The organism is Marinobacter santoriniensis NKSG1 (assembly GCF_000347775.1).
Lineage (GTDB): Bacteria > Pseudomonadota > Gammaproteobacteria > Pseudomonadales > Oleiphilaceae > Marinobacter > Marinobacter santoriniensis.
Genome location: NZ_APAT01000005.1, coordinates 146,448 through 163,787, shown reverse-complemented (window position 1 = coordinate 163,787; position 17,340 = coordinate 146,448). Strand labels below are relative to the sequence as shown.

Annotated in this window: 13 protein-coding genes; 4 read left to right on the top strand and 9 right to left on the bottom strand. The window is 57.8% G+C overall.

Features of this window, described 5'->3' with window-relative positions; all coding sequences use genetic code 11:
* Positions 1–22: 22 nt before the first annotated feature.
* A complete protein-coding gene (locus MSNKSG1_RS01495) occupies positions 23–787 on the bottom strand; it encodes an EAL domain-containing protein (protein ID WP_008937463.1) in 765 nt (254 codons plus the stop codon).
* Positions 788–979: 192 nt separating this feature from the next.
* On the opposite strand from MSNKSG1_RS01495, the gene MSNKSG1_RS01490 reads away from it, so the two are divergent.
* Positions 980–2,134, top strand: coding sequence for an isocitrate/isopropylmalate dehydrogenase family protein (locus tag MSNKSG1_RS01490; RefSeq protein ID WP_008937462.1), 1,155 nt, complete (start codon positions 980–982; stop codon positions 2,132–2,134).
* A gap of 51 nt (positions 2,135–2,185) precedes the next feature.
* On the opposite strand, the gene MSNKSG1_RS01485 is transcribed toward MSNKSG1_RS01490, so the two are convergent.
* From MSNKSG1_RS01485 to MSNKSG1_RS01475, 3 genes are all read right to left on the bottom strand, one after another.
* Positions 2,186–2,758 (bottom strand): DUF1439 domain-containing protein, encoded by a 573-nt coding sequence (locus MSNKSG1_RS01485; RefSeq protein ID WP_008937461.1) that lies wholly within the window; start codon positions 2,756–2,758, stop codon positions 2,186–2,188.
* A gap of 92 nt (positions 2,759–2,850) precedes the next feature.
* Positions 2,851–3,045: a CPXCG motif-containing cysteine-rich protein gene (locus tag MSNKSG1_RS01480; RefSeq protein WP_008937460.1), complete on the bottom strand. Its 195-nt coding sequence runs from the start codon at positions 3,043–3,045 to the stop codon at positions 2,851–2,853.
* 5 nt (positions 3,046–3,050) lie between these two features.
* Positions 3,051–4,277, bottom strand: coding sequence for a pyridoxal phosphate-dependent aminotransferase (locus tag MSNKSG1_RS01475; RefSeq protein WP_008937459.1), 1,227 nt, complete (start codon positions 4,275–4,277; stop codon positions 3,051–3,053).
* A gap of 243 nt (positions 4,278–4,520) precedes the next feature.
* Between MSNKSG1_RS01475 and MSNKSG1_RS01470 the strand changes: the two genes are divergently transcribed.
* Complete coding sequence (locus MSNKSG1_RS01470; protein ID WP_008937458.1) at positions 4,521–5,501, top strand: D-2-hydroxyacid dehydrogenase; 981 nt, start codon at positions 4,521–4,523, stop codon at positions 5,499–5,501.
* Between the two features lie 17 nt (positions 5,502–5,518).
* Here MSNKSG1_RS01470 and MSNKSG1_RS01465 read toward each other — a convergent pair whose 3' ends face one another.
* From MSNKSG1_RS01465 to MSNKSG1_RS01445, 5 genes are all read right to left on the bottom strand, one after another.
* A complete protein-coding gene (locus MSNKSG1_RS01465) occupies positions 5,519–6,604 on the bottom strand; it encodes a fatty acid desaturase family protein (RefSeq protein ID WP_008937457.1) in 1,086 nt (361 codons plus the stop codon).
* A gap of 232 nt (positions 6,605–6,836) precedes the next feature.
* The gene (locus tag MSNKSG1_RS01460; RefSeq protein WP_008937456.1) at positions 6,837–7,502 is read right to left on the bottom strand and encodes a response regulator transcription factor; all 666 of its coding nucleotides are present in this window, start codon (positions 7,500–7,502) and stop codon (positions 6,837–6,839) included.
* Positions 7,503–7,542: 40 nt separating this feature from the next.
* The gene (gene acs, locus MSNKSG1_RS01455) at positions 7,543–9,492 is read right to left on the bottom strand and encodes an acetate--CoA ligase (RefSeq protein ID WP_008937455.1); all 1,950 of its coding nucleotides are present in this window, start codon (positions 9,490–9,492) and stop codon (positions 7,543–7,545) included.
* A gap of 285 nt (positions 9,493–9,777) precedes the next feature.
* A complete protein-coding gene (locus MSNKSG1_RS01450; protein ID WP_008937454.1) occupies positions 9,778–11,316 on the bottom strand; it encodes a fatty acyl-CoA reductase in 1,539 nt (512 codons plus the stop codon).
* Positions 11,317–11,495: 179 nt separating this feature from the next.
* Positions 11,496–12,803, bottom strand: a complete 1,308-nt coding sequence (locus tag MSNKSG1_RS01445; RefSeq protein ID WP_008937453.1) for an AAA family ATPase — start codon at positions 12,801–12,803, stop codon at positions 11,496–11,498.
* A gap of 198 nt (positions 12,804–13,001) precedes the next feature.
* Here MSNKSG1_RS01445 and MSNKSG1_RS01440 point away from each other — a divergent pair, with 198 nt between their 5' ends.
* Positions 13,002–14,981: an HDOD domain-containing protein gene (locus MSNKSG1_RS01440; RefSeq protein WP_008937452.1), complete on the top strand. Its 1,980-nt coding sequence runs from the start codon at positions 13,002–13,004 to the stop codon at positions 14,979–14,981.
* A gap of 24 nt (positions 14,982–15,005) precedes the next feature.
* Positions 15,006–17,180, top strand: coding sequence for an EAL domain-containing response regulator (locus MSNKSG1_RS01435; RefSeq protein ID WP_008937451.1), 2,175 nt, complete (start codon positions 15,006–15,008; stop codon positions 17,178–17,180).
* Positions 17,181–17,340: the final 160 nt, after the last annotated feature.

Here is a 17,340-nt window from a genome sequence, read left to right as displayed (position 1 = left end):
AAATTGGTGATGGTTAGGTCATTCAGTCTGGAAAGTTCACGTCGGGCAGTGTTTCAAAGCCCGGTTTGGCGAACAGGAACCCCTGATAGAGATCGATTCCCTGTGAGCGCAGCCAGAAATACTCTTCCTTGGTTTCCACGCCCTCGGCGATGATTCGACCGCCCAGCCGTTCCATCATGCTGATGATGCCGGCGACTACCGCCTGCTTATTCGGCTCTTCGTGGACATTGCGGACAAGTCCCATATCAAGTTTCAGCAAGTCCGGAGGACTGGCCATCATGATTTTATAGCGGGAATAGCCCGCACCAAAGTCGTCAATGGCAGTGCTGAACCCCATCTCCTGATAGGCCTCGATAATCGACACGAGGTGTTCGACGGAGGACAGATTCTCATTCTCTGTGAGTTCAAAGATGATTTTACGGGTATCAAAATTGTAGGTCTTGGCGGCGGCCAGCGTCGTCCGGATGCAATACTCGGCCTGATAGACCGCATTGGGCATGAAGTTGATACTCAGCATCGACTCCATCCCGAGCCGCGATGCCAGCTTGACGGCCTTCACCCGGCAGATCTGATCGAAGGAATACCGGTTTTTCTCGTTGACCCGGGAAAGAACCGACATGGCCCCCTCGCCTTCAGGCCCCCGAACCAGCGCCTCATGGGCAAACACGGTTTTGTTGACCGCATCGACGATCGGCTGGAAGGCAAAGCTGAAGGAAAAATCCAACCCTTCCCCGCAGGCACATTGATCACAGTGGGATTCGTCAAACAATACAGCAGGTTGGTTCACTTCAACTCCAGCAGTCTCTCGCGAGACGAAATTATGGCATCTGGCATTCATTTTTACCCCACTATAACGGCAGCCCCCTCCTTGGTAAAACCACGTATGCGTCAAACGATGTCAAACGGTGGCAACCCCGCGCCACGTGACTACACTGATTTTGTTGTTTATACGCACCCAATCTAAAAAGGAGTCTCCGGAATGGTGCAACCAACCCGCATTGCCGTGACCCCCGGCGACGGTATCGGCCCGGAAGTGGTGGCGGAGTCTGTGCGTTGCCTTGAAGTTCTGCGATCAAAGCACGGACTGGCACTGGAATGGAAACGCTTCCCGTGGCCCTCTCACGCCTGGCATGAGGAGCATGGTGAATCCTGGCCGGCAGACGCGCTTGAGCAATTGCAGCAGTACGATGCCATCCTGCTCGGTGCGCTGGGCGATCCGGGACCGGTGGACGACCCTGGCCGCTACCTGTTACCGGACAGCATCTCGCTGGCACCGCTGCTCGACATGCGCAAGAACTTCGACCAGTGGGTGTGTGAGCGCCCGGCCCGACTCCTTCCCGGCGCCCGGCAGTATCTGGCGGATGAACGCGCCAAAGACATCGACATGCTGGTGATCCGCGAAAACAGCGAAGGCGAGTATGTCAGTCAGGGCGGTCGACTGCGGAAAGGAACCCCCGATGAAGTGGCAACACAAATGGAGGTTTTTACCCGCAAGGCAACGGATCGCATCATTCGTTACGGTTTCGAGCAGGCCCGCCGCCGGGCGGAACAACGGGCCAAGGAAGGTAACACACGCAGTTTCCGAACCCTGGACGGCAGCACCCGGGAGAGCCAGGTCTGTGTCATTACCAAGCGCAACGCCCTGCGCTACTGGGGCGATATGTATACCGAGGTCTTCGAGGAAATCGCGGAAGAGTATCCGGATGTGGCCACCCATCATGAACTCGTGGATGCAGCGTGCATGAAATTCGTCCAGAGTCCCTGGGCGTTCGATGTCGTGGTGGCCAGCAACCTCCAGGGCGACATTCTCACCGATCTGGCCGCGGTGCTTTCAGGTGGAATGGGGGTGGCACCTTCGTGCAACCTGAACCCGACCGATCCGGATATGCCGTCCATGTTCGAACCAACCCATGGCAGCGCTCCGGACATCGCCGGCCAGGGTCTTGCTGACCCGACCGCCATGCTGTTCACCACCGCGCGGATGCTGGACTGGCTGAGTCGTAAAGATCCGACCCTCGCCTCTGCCGCCAAGGAGTTATTCGATGCCGTGGCCGCGGATCTTGCGGAAAATGCCGGCACTCAGCGGGGGACCCGCGAGATTGGCGATGCCATCTGTAAACGTCTGGGAGACTGACAAAGGCGGCCTGAGAGGCCGCCTTTTTTTAATCCTTGAACGGCTTCGCCGTTACTTGTCCGCCATGACAAATTCCAGCCGCCCGGGAGCCACACGAACATCCATCGGGACCATACCGAACATTCGTTGCGCCAGCTTGGTCTCGTCAAGACGATAGACCGGCATGGTTTCGAGCATCTGCGCCACAACCCGCATAACCGTGTCGGTGACTGGCGCCAGATCACCCTTGAAGAACGGCGAATCGATACTGCTCTCCAGCAACTGGAGCCGACGGATATAGATCGCCTTTTCCTTGCTGTCGTAATAGGGAGCGCCCTCCACTTTCAGGGCAATATCCACTGGCAGTTTCGCCATGAGGGCATTGAGTGCAATCTGGCCTCGCACGTCGATCACCGCCACGTTGCGCCCGTCCGGGCCAAGGGTGATATCGGCGTCATCAAGACTCAGACTCAGCGGAGAACCGCTTTGCAGTTGCTCCCGGTCATAGTCGGCCACAACGCCCTTGAGGTGCTGCTCCAACTCCGCTTCGGAGATCGAATAAGGTGACATGCTGGCACAACCGGAGGCCAGCAACGCCACGGCCGTGATCATCAGCCAGAACACTGGCCGGCATTGGATTTTCATCAGAAGCTCCTTCCTGGGATGCCTATATCCTGCGCCTCTGCCATGGCCGGGGCAACTGCATTGAGATTAAAAGACTGAGAGAAGGCCCGAAATCACTCGTTTTCAGCCCGGGCTTCCACATGGGGAGTCAGTGTCTCATCAAAGGTCACGTGAATCAGGATCGGTTGACAACACACCTGGCAGTCCTCGACATACTCCTGATCCGCAACGGAAGGGTCGACACTGACATCCAGTGTTTCCCAGCAGTAGGGACATTGGACAAGTACGGATTCCAGCGCCGACACCATGCACCTCAGAACTGTTGTTTGGCCATCCAGGGGATAATCCGGTCGAATGCCTGATCGAGCTTTTCACAGGTTGTGGAAAAGCTGATGCGCAGCGCATTGGTGCAGGCTTCACCGAAGGCATCCCCGGGAACCACGCAGACCCCTGTCTCCTTGAGCATCCGCAACGCCAGGTCCGACCCATCCACATGAGGCGGCAGGTCCGGGAACGCGAAAAACGCACCGCCCGGCTTGTACCCGGTCATGTAGGGCGTCTGTTCGATCAACTCGACCGTCTTGTCCCGACGCTCGCGATAGATATCCACCATGTCGGTGACGCACTGCTGGTCGCCGGTCAGCGCCGCAACACCGGCAAACTGCGCGGGCGTATTGGCAACGGACGTGGTGAACATATGGTAACGGCGAAGGGATTTGATCGCCGCCTGGCTTGAAATCACCCATCCGACACGGAGACCGGCCATGCTGTAGGTCTTGGAGAAGCTGCTGATGCACATGATGTTGTCCAGGTCCATGGAACAGTTCAGGACGCTGGCGAAGTCATCGTCGTCAAAGATCAGATGGTCGTAGACTTCATCGGCGTAGACCTGAATCCCGCGATAGGCGCACTCGGACAGGATCGTTTCGACGGTGCTGCGCGGATACACAGCCCCGGTGGGGTTATTGGGGTTGTTCAGAACCAGCGCGAAAGTACGGGACCCCATGGCCCGGATTACCTCGTCCGGATCCAGCTGGTGGTTGTTCTCCGCACGAGTGGGCACGTATTTCACTTCGCCGCCGTTCATCCGTATCAGCGGCGCATAAAGAAGGAAAGAGGGGTCGGTCACGATGAACTGCCGGCCGGGCGCCGCAGTGGCAGACAGCGCCAGATACATCGCCTCGGTGGCACCACTGGTGATGAGGATGTTGTCACGGGTGAGCTTTCGGTTGTAGCGGCGCCCGTAATAGTCCCGCAGAGCAACCAACAGTTCCGGCAGACCCGCATCCATCGTGTATCCCGTCTGCCCCGCATTCAAAGCATCCACGTAAGCGTCGATGATGTGCTTGGGCGTTGGCAGATCCGGTTGACCAATGGACAGGTGGATGACGTCTTTCATCGACGACGCCATATTCACGAGTCGACGGATTCCCGAAACCGGAATCGCCTGCATGGCAGGGTTAAAACTGGCCTTTGCCTTACGATACTTCACCTTGCGCGGCTTGGCCTGACCGGTTTCTCTGTTGGGCGCTTCTGCCATAACCACCTCCTGGCAACGGGATATGAAAAAATGTCTACTCATGCAGGTTAGTCAGGAACAACAGGCCATACAAGGCAAAACACCCCAAACATCTGGTAGGTAGAAGTACGGCCTCAATCCCCGCCATGGCGGGCCCGAAATTTGCCCAGGTTGACCGACTCACCGGCGGCAACCAGACTGGTATACATAAATGTTGCATCCATCAGGACGCGCTTCACTCACGGATAACCAGGCGGAGGCCCAATGACTCAGCAGAACCAACCAGTGATCACGGTTTTGACTGCACCCGGCGAACAGGAACCCCCGGGCATGGATGCAGTCAGGGCAAGGGCGGAAGTCCGGTTTGCGTGCGACGAAGAAACGCTTCGGCAGACACTGCCCGGAACCGACGTAATGATGGTGACCGACTTTCGCACCGAGGCGTTCGAGGCTGCCTGGCCGGCTGCCGATCGGTTGCAGTGGATTCATGCCACCAGCGCAGGGGTGGATGCACTTATGTTTCCGGCACTGATCGACAGTGATGTGGTCGTCACCAATGCGCGCGGCATCTTCGACCGAACCATCGCCGAGTATGTACTCTGTACCATCCTGATGTTCGCCAAGGACTTTCCCAATTCCGTCCGACTGCAGGAGCGGCACGAATGGAAACACAGGGACACCGAGCGCGCGGAAGGAAAACAGGTGCTGGTGGTCGGCGCCGGCTCCATCGGCCGTCAGATTGCCCGCCTGACCAGCGCTATCGGGCTCCATCCCCACGGCATCGCCAGGACGCCCCGGCACGATGACCCGGATTTCGTGGCGGTTCATGGCAACAACCAGCTGTTCCAGCAACTGGAACACTTTGATTACGTCGTCATCGCCGCCCCGTTGACCCCGCAGACCGAGGGACTGTTCGACCAGCGGGCCTTCAAGGCCATGCGAACCAGCGCGCGCCTGATCAATATCGGCCGCGGCCCCATCGTCAAAACCGACGACCTGATCGCCGCCCTCGATGCGAAAGAAATTGCCGGCGCCGCCCTTGATGTGTTCGAGGAAGAGCCGCTGCCGGAAGATCATCCGCTCTGGGACAGGGACAACGTGATCATGACCGCGCACATGGCCGGTGATTTCATCGGCTGGAAACGGGCCCTGACCGATCAGTTCCTCGAGAACTTCGACCTCTGGCACTCCGGTCGGGACCTGTTCAACCTGGTGAACAAGAAGCTGGGCTACGCCGGCAGCTAGTCGCTGCCGGCAAGGGCTCACCGATTGGAAGCAGCGTACTCAGCCTGCAGCGGCAGGAGGTCAAAAACCCGCTGCGGATTGTTGGGATCCACCAGTTGTGTTGGCGTCTTGTAGACCCTGGGCGTGGAATAGAGCATGGCGAGCGCCCTGCCGTGAGGCATCGCCATGTAACGGTCCCCTTCGTGGGTTTCCAGCCACTGCCTCACCCTGGGCGCCATGGTCGAAGGCATCTTGGGAAAGAAGTGATGCTCCACATGATGGCTGAAGCGGAAATGCAGCCGGTCCAGAACCGGAAGCGTTCGCAGGCTCATGGAATTGTCCAGGGGATTGTTGGTTGGCGTCTGCGGCCGGAGAAAGTGATTGGTGAGGATATAGGCCTGGGCCAGGGCGTTGGCCGCCATGAACGGAACAATCACCGTAAACACAGCGAGCGGGCCTGAAATCACCGCCAGTGCCACCCACAGGGCAAGACAGACAACCGACTGACGGATGGCCTTCTTGCGATCAAACCCTTTGAACTGTTTCCGTCGCCTCGCCTGGAACCACAGCACCAGTTGGGCATGGAAGGTAAACGAATAGGTCAGAAACAGGTAGCTGTACCAGGCACCTCCGCCGGGCGCGAGCCGTGTGAACTTTTTCTGCTTCGGATCCGTCCGGTAGCGACGCAATGTTCCGAAGCTGTCAGGATCCACGTCCCCGGCATTGGTGTTGCCGTGGTGTACCACGTTGTGCCACTTCCGCCAGAACTCGGGCGGCACGAGAAACGGACCGAATCCCAGCCAACCAAACAGGTTCTGCCATCGACGGCTCATGCCGAGTGCGCCGTGCAGCACTTCGTGAGCCAGCAATCCCTGGCAACCGAGGGTATGCCCAACCAACAGCGCCAGCCCCATATTCGCATACCAGGGCAAATCCAGAACCAGAATGGCCGCGATGCCTCCCCAGTTAATCAACTGCATGGGAAGAAACCAGACCACACGCCAGGTCTGCGCCTTGAACGTATCCGCAGGCAAATCCCGCTTCATACGATCCCTGAGTTCCCGTTCGTCCGGTTTACCAAATACCGGGTCGCTTGCCGAGTCCGGCCTTGCGATTGCGTTCATTTCTCACCTTTGTCCGATCGATCGCTTCAACGCCATTTCATTTTTGGGCGTACACTTGTGAGCTGAAAATACATCATGAAAACGCCTATAACAACGGCATGAAGATGTATTTTTCATTACCAGTGTTCACGATCGGTACACTCGTTCCATATTTAAAGGGAGATACCCGGAGCCGGAACCAAAAAAAAGGAGCCCGAAGGCTCCTTTTTCGCGTCCATCAATCAATGGTTCGTCAACTGCCCGAAAGCGACTGATCCGACGGGTCAATCTCCATCTGCTGAATCGCAATCACCGCCTGGGTCCGATTGCGAACTCCAAGCTTTCGGAACACGGCTGTGATGTGCGCCTTGATGGTTGCTTCCGACACGTCCAGATCATAGGCGATCTGTTTGTTCAGAAGCCCCTCGGCCAGCATGCCAAGCACCCGGAACTGCTGCGGCGTCAGGGACGCCAGCCGTTCAGAGAAATCCGTCGCTTCGGATTGCATTCGCTCGATCTTCTCAGCCACCCCATCCGGCAGCCAGACATCCCCTTCCAGGACTGCCTGAATAGCCTCTGTAATCGTGGGCAGTGGCGCCGACTTGGGAATAAAGCCGGATGCGCCGTAGTCGATCGAGCGACGCATCACCTGCAATTCCTCGGAACCTGACACAACCACAACGGGCAGCCCGGGATATTGCCCGCGCATGAACACGAGCCCGGAGAAGCCGTGGGCACCCGGCATATTGAGATCCAGGAGAACCAGATCTGCATCCGGATGGGACTCCACCGCCGCTTGCAGTGATTTGATGCTGTCAACTTCGACCGTTTCAGCATCCGGCACCGCCTGACTGACCGCCTGCTTCAATGCTGCACGAAACAGCGGGTGATCATCAGCGACGATAATTGTTTGTGTCATTCAACAGATTCCTCACAGGTTACTGGCCGACCAGCCGGCGTTACTTGAACACCCGACTGCTGATCAGCTCATCGACAACTCCCGGATCAGCCAGAGTGGACGTATCTCCCAGCTGATCGTGCTCGTTGGCAGCAATCTTACGCAAAATCCGGCGCATAATCTTGCCAGAACGGGTCTTCGGCAGTCCAGGCGCCCACTGGATCACGTCCGGCGAGGCAATCGGGCCAATCTCCTTACGGACCCACTGAACCAACTCTTTCTTGAGCTCATCACTGGGCTCCTCGCCCTGTACCAGGGTGACATAGACATAGATGCCCTGCCCCTTGATATCGTGCGGATAACCCACAACCGCAGCTTCAGCCACCTTGTCGTGGGCGACCAGGGCACTCTCGACCTCGGCCGTACCCAGACGGTGGCCGGACACGTTCAGTACGTCGTCGACCCGGCCGGTAATCCAGTAATAGCCGTCCTCGTCCCGACGGGCCCCGTCGCCGGTAAAGTACATGCCCTTGTAAGTGCTGAAGTAGGTCTGCGCGAAACGCTCATGGTCGCCGTAGATGGTGCGCATCTGGCCAGGCCAGCTGTCCAGGATAACCAGGTTACCCTCGGTCTTGCCTTCCAGGATGTTGCCATCGTTATCCACCAGCGCCGGCTGGACACCGAAGAACGGCAGAGTGGCCGAACCCGGCTTCAAGTCCACCGCACCGGGCAACGGAGAAATCAGGATGCCACCGGTCTCGGTCTGCCACCAGGTGTCCACAATGGGACACTTGCTGTTGCCGATCACCCGGTGGTACCACTCCCATGCTTCCGGGTTGATGGGCTCACCCACGGAGCCAAGAACCCGCAGGCTCTCACGGGTAGTGCCGTCCATAACGTGGTCACCCTGAGCCATCAGGGCGCGGATGGCGGTCGGCGCAGTATACAGAATGTTCACGTTATGCTTATCGACAACCTGTCCCATGCGGGAGCTGTCCGGATAGTTGGGCACACCTTCGAACAGCAGCGTGACCGCACCATTGGCCAGCGGACCGTAAAGGATGTAGCTGTGGCCCGTTACCCAGCCGAAGTCGGCGGTACACCAGTAGACATCGCCATCATGATAATCAAACACGTACTGGTGGGTCATCGAGGTATAGACCATATACCCACCGGTGGTGTGAAGCACACCTTTGGGAGTACCGGTAGAGCCGGAGGTGTACAGCATGAACAGCGGATCTTCCGCGTTCATCGGCTCGGGTTCGCACTCGGCAGAGGCAGACTTCATCAGATCTTCGTAACGCTCGTCCCGGCCGTCGTTCCAGGGTACCTGGTCATTACCTGTGCGGGTAACCACCACAACCTTGTCGACGTTGGCGGAGTCTTCGTGCTTGAGCGCTGAATCCACGTTTTTCTTGAGGGGAATGGTGCGACCACCACGAACACCCTCATCCGCCGTAATCACATAACGTGATTTGCCGTTGACGATTCTCGCGGCCAGCGCTTCCGGAGAAAAGCCACCGAACACAACCGAATGGATCGCGCCGATCCGCGCACACGCCAACATGGCAACGGCGGTCTCAACGATCATCGGCATGTAGATGGTGACGACATCACCCTTTTTGACACCCAGTCCCTTCAGGACGTTGGCGAACTTACAGGTTTCTTCGTAGAGCTCGCGATAGGTGACAGTCCGGGATTCCGAGGGCTCATCACCTTCGAAGATGATTGCGGTCTGGTCACCGCGATCCTTCAGATGACGGTCAAGACAGTTGGCTGAAGCGTTCAAAACACCATCTTCGAACCACTTGATGGAAAGATTGTTGTAGTCGTACGTCGTGTTCTTGACCTTGGTGAACGGCTTGATCCAGTCAATCCGCTTGCCGTGCTCACCCCAGAAGGTATCCGGGTCTTCCACGGATTGCCGGTACATTTCCTCGTATTGTTCACGAGTGACCAGCGCCCGTTTGGCGACGTCCGGTGCTACCGGATATACCTGCTTATGCGTCATTGTGCTCCCCCTTTCAGTTAGAGTCTGTTGTCATTGTCGGTATTTGGAAACAGAGCGATCGGGCCTCTCCAGCCCTGACGACGGATAGTGGTAGTTCAACACGTGTGTCACCACTCATTGAATTAGACTAACGTCCTAATGTGCCAGCACTTTTGACCGCAAACAGACGACAAACTGCAAGAAACAGACGGAAAAATCAGACAACTAACGCATAAACAAGCATAGTTTGGACGCGGGGATTCGCAAGGGAGGAAGGGCTGGCCACGAGGGCCAGCCCGGAAGGATTCAGGCCGCTTTTTTCTGGGTCCCGCGGCCACGAAGACTATGGAGTTTGCGCTCCTTCAAAGCATATCGGTTCAGACCCGCCAGGTGGATCTTGCGGAGGTAGGTCGACCAGTCAACCTGCCGGGCATCCACCGGGAACAACATCTGATCCAGCTCGCCCATTCGGCCCGACAGGGCAATCAGTCCGTCGTTCCGGAAAATATAATCCGGCGCCGTGTAGAAACCGAAGATGGTGGCCAGCGAACGGGTCGTATCAAGGTTTCTCAGTATTTTCAGCTCGCGGCTATGGCCAAGCATTTTCAGAACCCGATCGGTCACGCTCAGAGGGATCCGAACACCGCTCACCAATGTATCGAACAGCTTCCGGTTGATGGCCACGAACGGCTTGCTCGGCTGACGGTAGAACAGCTGATCGTAGCTGGCGTAATTGGCTTTTGCTTCCGCAAGCAGGTGATCAATGAACTCGCCAAGCGAGACCGGATTGGAACTCCCGCTGCAACACTGGTAGATGCGATGCGCCGGTGCCTCGGCAAGCGCCTCGGATACCGACAGAATGATCGAGTTGGCGACCAGGTCCACAGGAATGACATCGATGATGCCGGACCGCTTGCCCGGGAAGATGGTCACTTTCTCGCGGGCGTAGGCGAGGATGATGGCATCAGCGACCTTTACGCCTTCAATCCAGCCGGGCGCAGGCTCTTCAAGGGCACTCTCGATGATGGACGGACGCAGAATTGTCAACGCACGCCCGCTCAGGGCCCCCATCAGAAGTTGCTCGCCGAGCCATTTGGTGAACGTGTAGGTGTCGCTCCAGCCGTAGCGGTTGGCTTCACGAATACCCAGCTCTACCAGCTTTTTCTCCAGTGCTTTGCCGGAGTATCGGGCCCGAACATCGGCAATCTTGTCCTGCAACAGTCGGATCAGGTCCGAGGTTTCATAATAACCTTCCGGATTCTGAGGTATCGATTCACCGGCCGGCTTGATGATCGATTCCGATACCTGACCGGAGTTCATCCCGTTCACATAGCAGGTGGAGACCTGGACAACCGCCAACCGGTCATTCTGACGCGCCAGCTCAGCGATGTTGTCGAGACACAGGGTATTAATGGCCAGAGCCTTGTCCAGCTCTTCGCGGAAATTGACACTCGCCGCCGAGTTGATGACCGCATCGAGCTGATCCGCCAAGGCGCCAAACGCCTTTTCGGTCAGACCGAATGCCGGCTCGGTCACTTCACCGGTGACACAATGCACTTTCTCCTCAACAAACGCCTCGAATCCCTCCAGATCCTCTTCGCGCATACGCTCGAACACGGACGAGGTTACGATTTCGTTCATAAAACGGGTGCGAGCATCCGGATGCCGCTTGTTCCCACGTATCAGCAGATGAATACCGCCAATGTCCGGCACTGCGCGCATCAGCTTCTCAAGCACAACTTTGCCAAGGAAGCCGGTCGTCCCGGTAACCAGGACCTGTTTGCCGCGAAGTGTTTCAAGCACCTGAGAAGCTGGTGCGGCGGGGGTATCTTGCGATGTTGCCATGGGAGAACTCCTTCTCTGTCAGAACCGGGGGCATCCGGGTGTCACCAGAGACGTTGCATATTGCGGGCCACGATGAACTTGGATGTGCTCAATACTTGCACAATTCTCGTGACAGAGTGGTGACACACTGCAAAATTACGATACAAAACTGCAAATACAGAAAATTAACCCTTCGACTCTCAGGAGCCGTTCCGATCCTTGAGGGAGAGCGAGCGCAGCAGCTGATCCAGGGAAATGTCAGCAGGCTGCTCTTTCAGGACCCTCACCAGACGGTCCTGCTCGCCAAAACTGACCCGATCGTAAACCGGCTCATCATTAGCCACGCTGTCTACCGGACGCAGGCTGCGATCGGCCCGCGGTACCACCTGCTCGGCAAGATGTCGCAAATGCTCAGCCAGCTGAAGACGCCGCTCAGGCTCTAGTGTTTCCCAGGGCATCGCCGCCAGACCGGTCTGGATGATTTCGATGGCATCGGCGTCGAGCGTGCGCCCCAGTAGTGCAAACAGGCGGTTGAATGCGTCATAACGAAGCATCGGATCGCCGGCTGATTCGTTCAACGCCGATTCGAGTTCAGTAATCGCCTTTTGACACCGATCGCGGGCAGGCACCGGCGCCGCCGAAGGGGCCTCAGCCGCTTTTTCACCCGTTTTCCCGGCGCTCTGGCGCCGACTGACCGAATGCCAGTAGGCGGCCAGGCCGGCCTTTCTGGGCGGCAACTGGGCCAGCCTCACATCGAGCATGTCCACGAGGGTATGGAATTGTCGGCACGAGGGATCGGAGGCCGGAAGCAATGCAACCGGATGCTGGTTGAGTACGGACTGCCTGAGCGTTTCATCGCGCCAGACCGCTCCGAGATAATGAAGCCCGTCCCCGAGGTGTCTCTGGGCCGCAGAATCCAGACGCTGGAATACCGATCGGGCCTGGCTTGCCCCCTGGGCCATATTCACCAGGATGCTTGGTCGCCGCCGGTAGCCGCGCCTCTTGAGCACCTTGATCAGAGAAAACGCATCGGTGAGTGACGCCGGATCCGGCGTCACCACCACGCAGGCCAGTTCTGCGGCCGCAATCATATGTAACGACGCTGCCTGCAACCCTGCCGGAGTGTCTGTTATGACATAATCGTAACGCTTTTCGAGCTGCCCCAGCCCACGAAGCAGACGCATGCTGTCCTGGGGGGTCATATCCAGGCACTCCTGGACCCCGGACGCGCCCGGCACAATATGCAGACCGTGATCCGCTTCCAGCAAGGTGTCTTCCAGGCGACATTCACCGGTGATCACATTCGCGAGCGTTTGCCTCGGGTACAGGCCGATCATGATACTGACGTTGGCCAGATCGGTGTCGCCATCCAGTAACAAAACACGTTTACCCTGACGCGCCAGTGTCAGCGCAAGATTCAAAGCCACCGATGTTTTGCCGACTCCGCCTTTGCCACCGGTGATCACGATGGTGCGGGTCTGGTGCGAATTGTGCTTACCGAGTGTCATCTGAGCAGGTCACATCCCTGGATAAACGAAGCATATAAGCTTAACCTGTAAAAATTCTACACATATCACAGAACAGATAATACACTGCTTAAAAAAGCATCAATAACCGTTTAATAATCTGCGATTATTGTCTAAGCTCCATTGGACTATAAGAATGAACAAAGCGTCAGGATTCGACGTTCAGGGTTTGGCGGGTCTATGAATATAGCAACCGATCTACAGCTACCGAGTCTCCCGGAGGTTACCCTGCGGGCGCTTGAGGCCTGCCATGACGACGCCAATTATCGAACCATCAGCGATATTGTTTCTTCAGATACGGCACTCGTTGCCCGCATCCTTGCACTCGCAAACTCCGCGCTTTACGGGCCCGCCACTCACATTCGCTCCGTTGACCAGGCGCTGCTCCGATTGGGAACCCGCCGCTTCCACACACTGGTCCTGACCGCAGCCCTGCGGCAACTGCTCTTCGAGCTCGGCGCCGATGAGTGGCAACAGCTTCGGGATTTCTGGCGCCACTCCCTGACGACGGCACTTACGGCACGGGCCCTCGCGACACTCACCAGCTACCCAGACCCTGATGAAGCCTTTCTGCTGGGGATGATCCACAACATCGGCGAGCTGATTGCCATCAAAACGCCCACCGCCGAAGCCAAGCAGCATTATTTTACCCACCAGGCGGACATCGCTGCCGATCTTGCGACCGCCTGGGGGCTGGGCCCAATGGCCGCGGACGCCATGCGCTATCAGCAGGCGCTGCCCTCGGAACTGCGTGACGCCGGCCATCTGGTAAAGATTATCAGCCTCTCAACCCGGCTGGCGCTCTCCGATGCCAGCGGGGTATCCGCCGCCAGTACTATTCTGGGACTGAACGAAGAGCTGACCCGCGAAATCAGCCGGCGCATTGGTCACGAAGTCTCCGGAGTTGCAGCTTCGCTCGGCATCCCCACGGATGCAAGTTACAACGGTGACAGTGCAACGCTCAAGCTTAAACAGACCATTTTGCGCGAAGCAATCGCCAGCCAGGCCCTCAGTATGGCCGATCTCAGCGCCGAGCCAGACGACGTGCTCGCCGAAACGGTCAACAGCCTGACTCTGGTAACAGGCTGCCCGGCACTCTGTTTTGGTCATTCGGAAGAGCTGCTGGTGCTGTTATCCGGTACCATCGGCGAACTGCCTGAACTGGCCATCTCCGCCAAGCCCGGCGGCAGCGTTCTGACCGAGGCATTTCATCTGGGCGAGCCTGTCAGTCTGGAGGGGCGTACGCCTACGGTGCTGGACCGCCAGCTCATGTCCCTTCTGCACGCGCCTTCGTTGCTGGCCATCCCCGTCAACGCCGGCAAAGAGTGTCCGGGCATTTTCGCACTTGGCACCGACGAATCGCATCAGGCGACCACTCTGGAGCTTGCCCGGCTGTTTACCCGACAGGTCGGCCAGACGCTGGAGAGCCGACTCTCCCTGACCGGTCCAACGCTGGAGGAGACCCTGCGGGATCAGATTCATCGCGACCAACTTCGTAAACAGGTACACGAGGTCAGCAATCCGCTGACCATCATTCGCCAGTACATACACCAGCTTCGCAACCGCCTCGCCGACTCGGACGTTCAGCAGGAGCTGGATATCATTCGGGAAGAGTTGGATCGCGCCGGTGATCTGTTGGTTCAGATGAGCCAGTCCGGATCCCTTCAAGACTCGGCCGAACCCGTCTCACTGAACGGTGAAATCGAGAGTCTGGACCGGATTCTGGGTGATACGCTGTTCAGCTTGGAGGAGCGACAACTGGAGCTAAGGCTGGCCAGAAACTCGACACAGATTGCCGGGCATGCTTCGGCGGTGAGGCAGGTCGTCATCAATCTGGTCCGCAACGCCGTGGAAGCCTTGCCGGAATCAGGGGGCAAGGTGACAATCGGCACCTCGGCCCCGGTATGGCAGAATCAGCGTACCTGGGTAGAGCTGGAAATTTCGGATACCGGTCCCGGCATCCCGGAAGCAGTGGGGAAACAACTGTTTTCACCGGTAAAAACCACAAAGGGAGAGGGCCACAGCGGTTTGGGCCTGAGCATTGTGAAGCAACTCGTTGATGACATGGAGGGCATCATCGCTTGTCGGACAGGGGCGGATGGCACGACGTTCCGAATCCTGTTCCCGGCCGCGAGTGACAATAAGAACGAAGAAGACTGACGACGAAACAATGGACGCAGACCGATGACACCTGAACATACTGGTCTTACAAGCAGTCACGGATTTCCGGCAAGGTTACTCGTTGTCGATGACGAACCTCGCCTGCTCAACAGCCTGGCCACCCTGCTCCGTGGCGAGGGCTACGAAGTGACCGAAGCGGCCGGCGGGCGGCACGCCTGCTCAATCATCGATCAGATGTCTTTTGATCTCGCCCTGCTGGATCTACGAATGCCGGAAGTGGACGGCTTCGACGTGATGGCCTACCTCAGCGACAAACAGCCGGATTGCGGCACCATCGTTGTCAGTGGCGAAAGTTCCTTTGCCGCCGTCAGCCGGGCATTGCGGCGGGGGGCACTGGACTATATCCGGAAGCCCTTTGATCCGGATGAACTCCTGACGACCGTCAGCAGTGTGATTGGCAAACAGTCACTGCTGAAGGCCCACGAACACGTACAGATGCGCCTCGAAAAGTCCGAGGCCCTGCACCGATATATCGTCAACAGCTCCCCGGACATTGTCTTCATGCTCGACGAGGATGGCCACTTCTGTTTCGTCAACAGCAAAGTGGAGGCCCTTCTCGGCTACCAGCCCTCGGAACTGTGCGGGCATCATTTCCGGCACATACTGGACGATCGGGACGTGGCAAGGGGTACCTATGCTCTGAAGGGCCCGAATATTACGGCGGACAATCCGCGAACACTGGAAGTCCGCCTGAAAACCCGTGGCAGCCGTCGAGCGACCCGGCACTTTGAAATCACCGCGTTCCCCATCGATCCTCAGACCTGGCCCCAAAGCCAGGATACCCGGGGACGAACCAATGGCAAGACCGCCCGCTACTACGGTACGGCCAGAGACGTAACCGAGCGGAAAGAAGCGGAAGCCTTTATCAACTTCCAGGCCTACCACGACCTTCTGACCCGGCTTCCGAACCGGGCTCTGTTCAAGGACCGGCTGGAACTGGCGATCACCCATGCTCGCCGAAACCACCAGAAACTGGCCGTCATGTTTCTGGACCTTGACCGCTTCAAGGTCATCAACGACACCCTCGGCCATGCGATGGGCGATCGCCTGCTGCAGGCGGTCACCCAGCGTCTCGAAAAATGCATACGCAAAGGCGATACCCTCTCCCGGTTTGGTGGGGATGAATTCACGCTGTTACTGCCCTCGATCCACAGCCACGATGACGCCCGGCAGATCTCCAAGAAACTGATCAAGGCTCTGCGCGCGCCGTTCCAACTGGGTGAACACGAAGTCTTCGTGGGTGTCAGCATTGGCATTGCCATTTACCCGGAGGCGGGTGAAAGCATGGATCAGCTGATCCAGAATGCCGACATCGCGATGTACCATGTCAAAGCACGTGGCAAGGACGGTTACCGTTTCTTCTCCGAAAGCATGAGCATTGACAGTGTTCACAGGCTCAACCTCGAGCGCGATCTGCGACTGGCCCTGGAACGCAATGAACTGAAGGTGTTCTACCAGCCCCAGGTCTGCTCGACCACCAACCGGGTTGTCGGACTCGAAGCGCTGGTTCGCTGGCAGCACCCGGAGCGCGGCCTGCTCTATCCGCGGGATTTCCTGCCACTGGCAGAAGAAACCCGGCTGATCAGCCAGGTCAGTGAGCATGTCATGGACCAGGCCTGCAAGGATGTCGGCCAATGGATACGCGAGGGCAATCCGGATCTGCGGCTGGCCGTCAACCTTTCCCCGGTCCAGGTGGAGCATCCCCGCTTCGTGGAAACGCTCATGCAGCGAGTCACGGCACACGGCTTTCCGGCGAAGAACCTCGAAATCGAGATCACGGAAAACGTGATCATGAACGACCTGGAGCAGATCAGCCAGAAGCTGCGTGAACTTGCCACCCTCGGTGTACGCATCGCCATTGACGATTTCGGCACCGGATATTCCTCCCTGAACTACCTCCACAGGCTGCCTATCCACACCCTCAAGGTGGACCAGTCTTTCGTCAAGGCCATCCGAGGCGGAGAGGACGGCGCCTGTATCGTTAACGCCATTGTGGCGATGGCCCACGGCCTGAAGCTGGAGATCGTGGCTGAGGGCGTGGAAACCGACGAGCAGCTGGAATACCTGCGAAGCCTCGGCTGCCACCAGGTGCAGGGCTTTTTCTACGGACCCGCACGGCCGGCCAACGAAATCAGTCAGACACTCTGCAATCCAAACGCAGAAGCCGTGTCCTTCTGATACTCCATTTTCGATTGTCTGACAGTCAGAATTAAAAGCATGACCCGGTTTGCAAAGTGTAGCGTTACGTTACGCTGTGTATCCGGAAATGCGCAGTACTGCACATAATTCCCCCCACCTGTCTCTTAATCTCCTAACCACAAGGCGTCGAAACCCAACC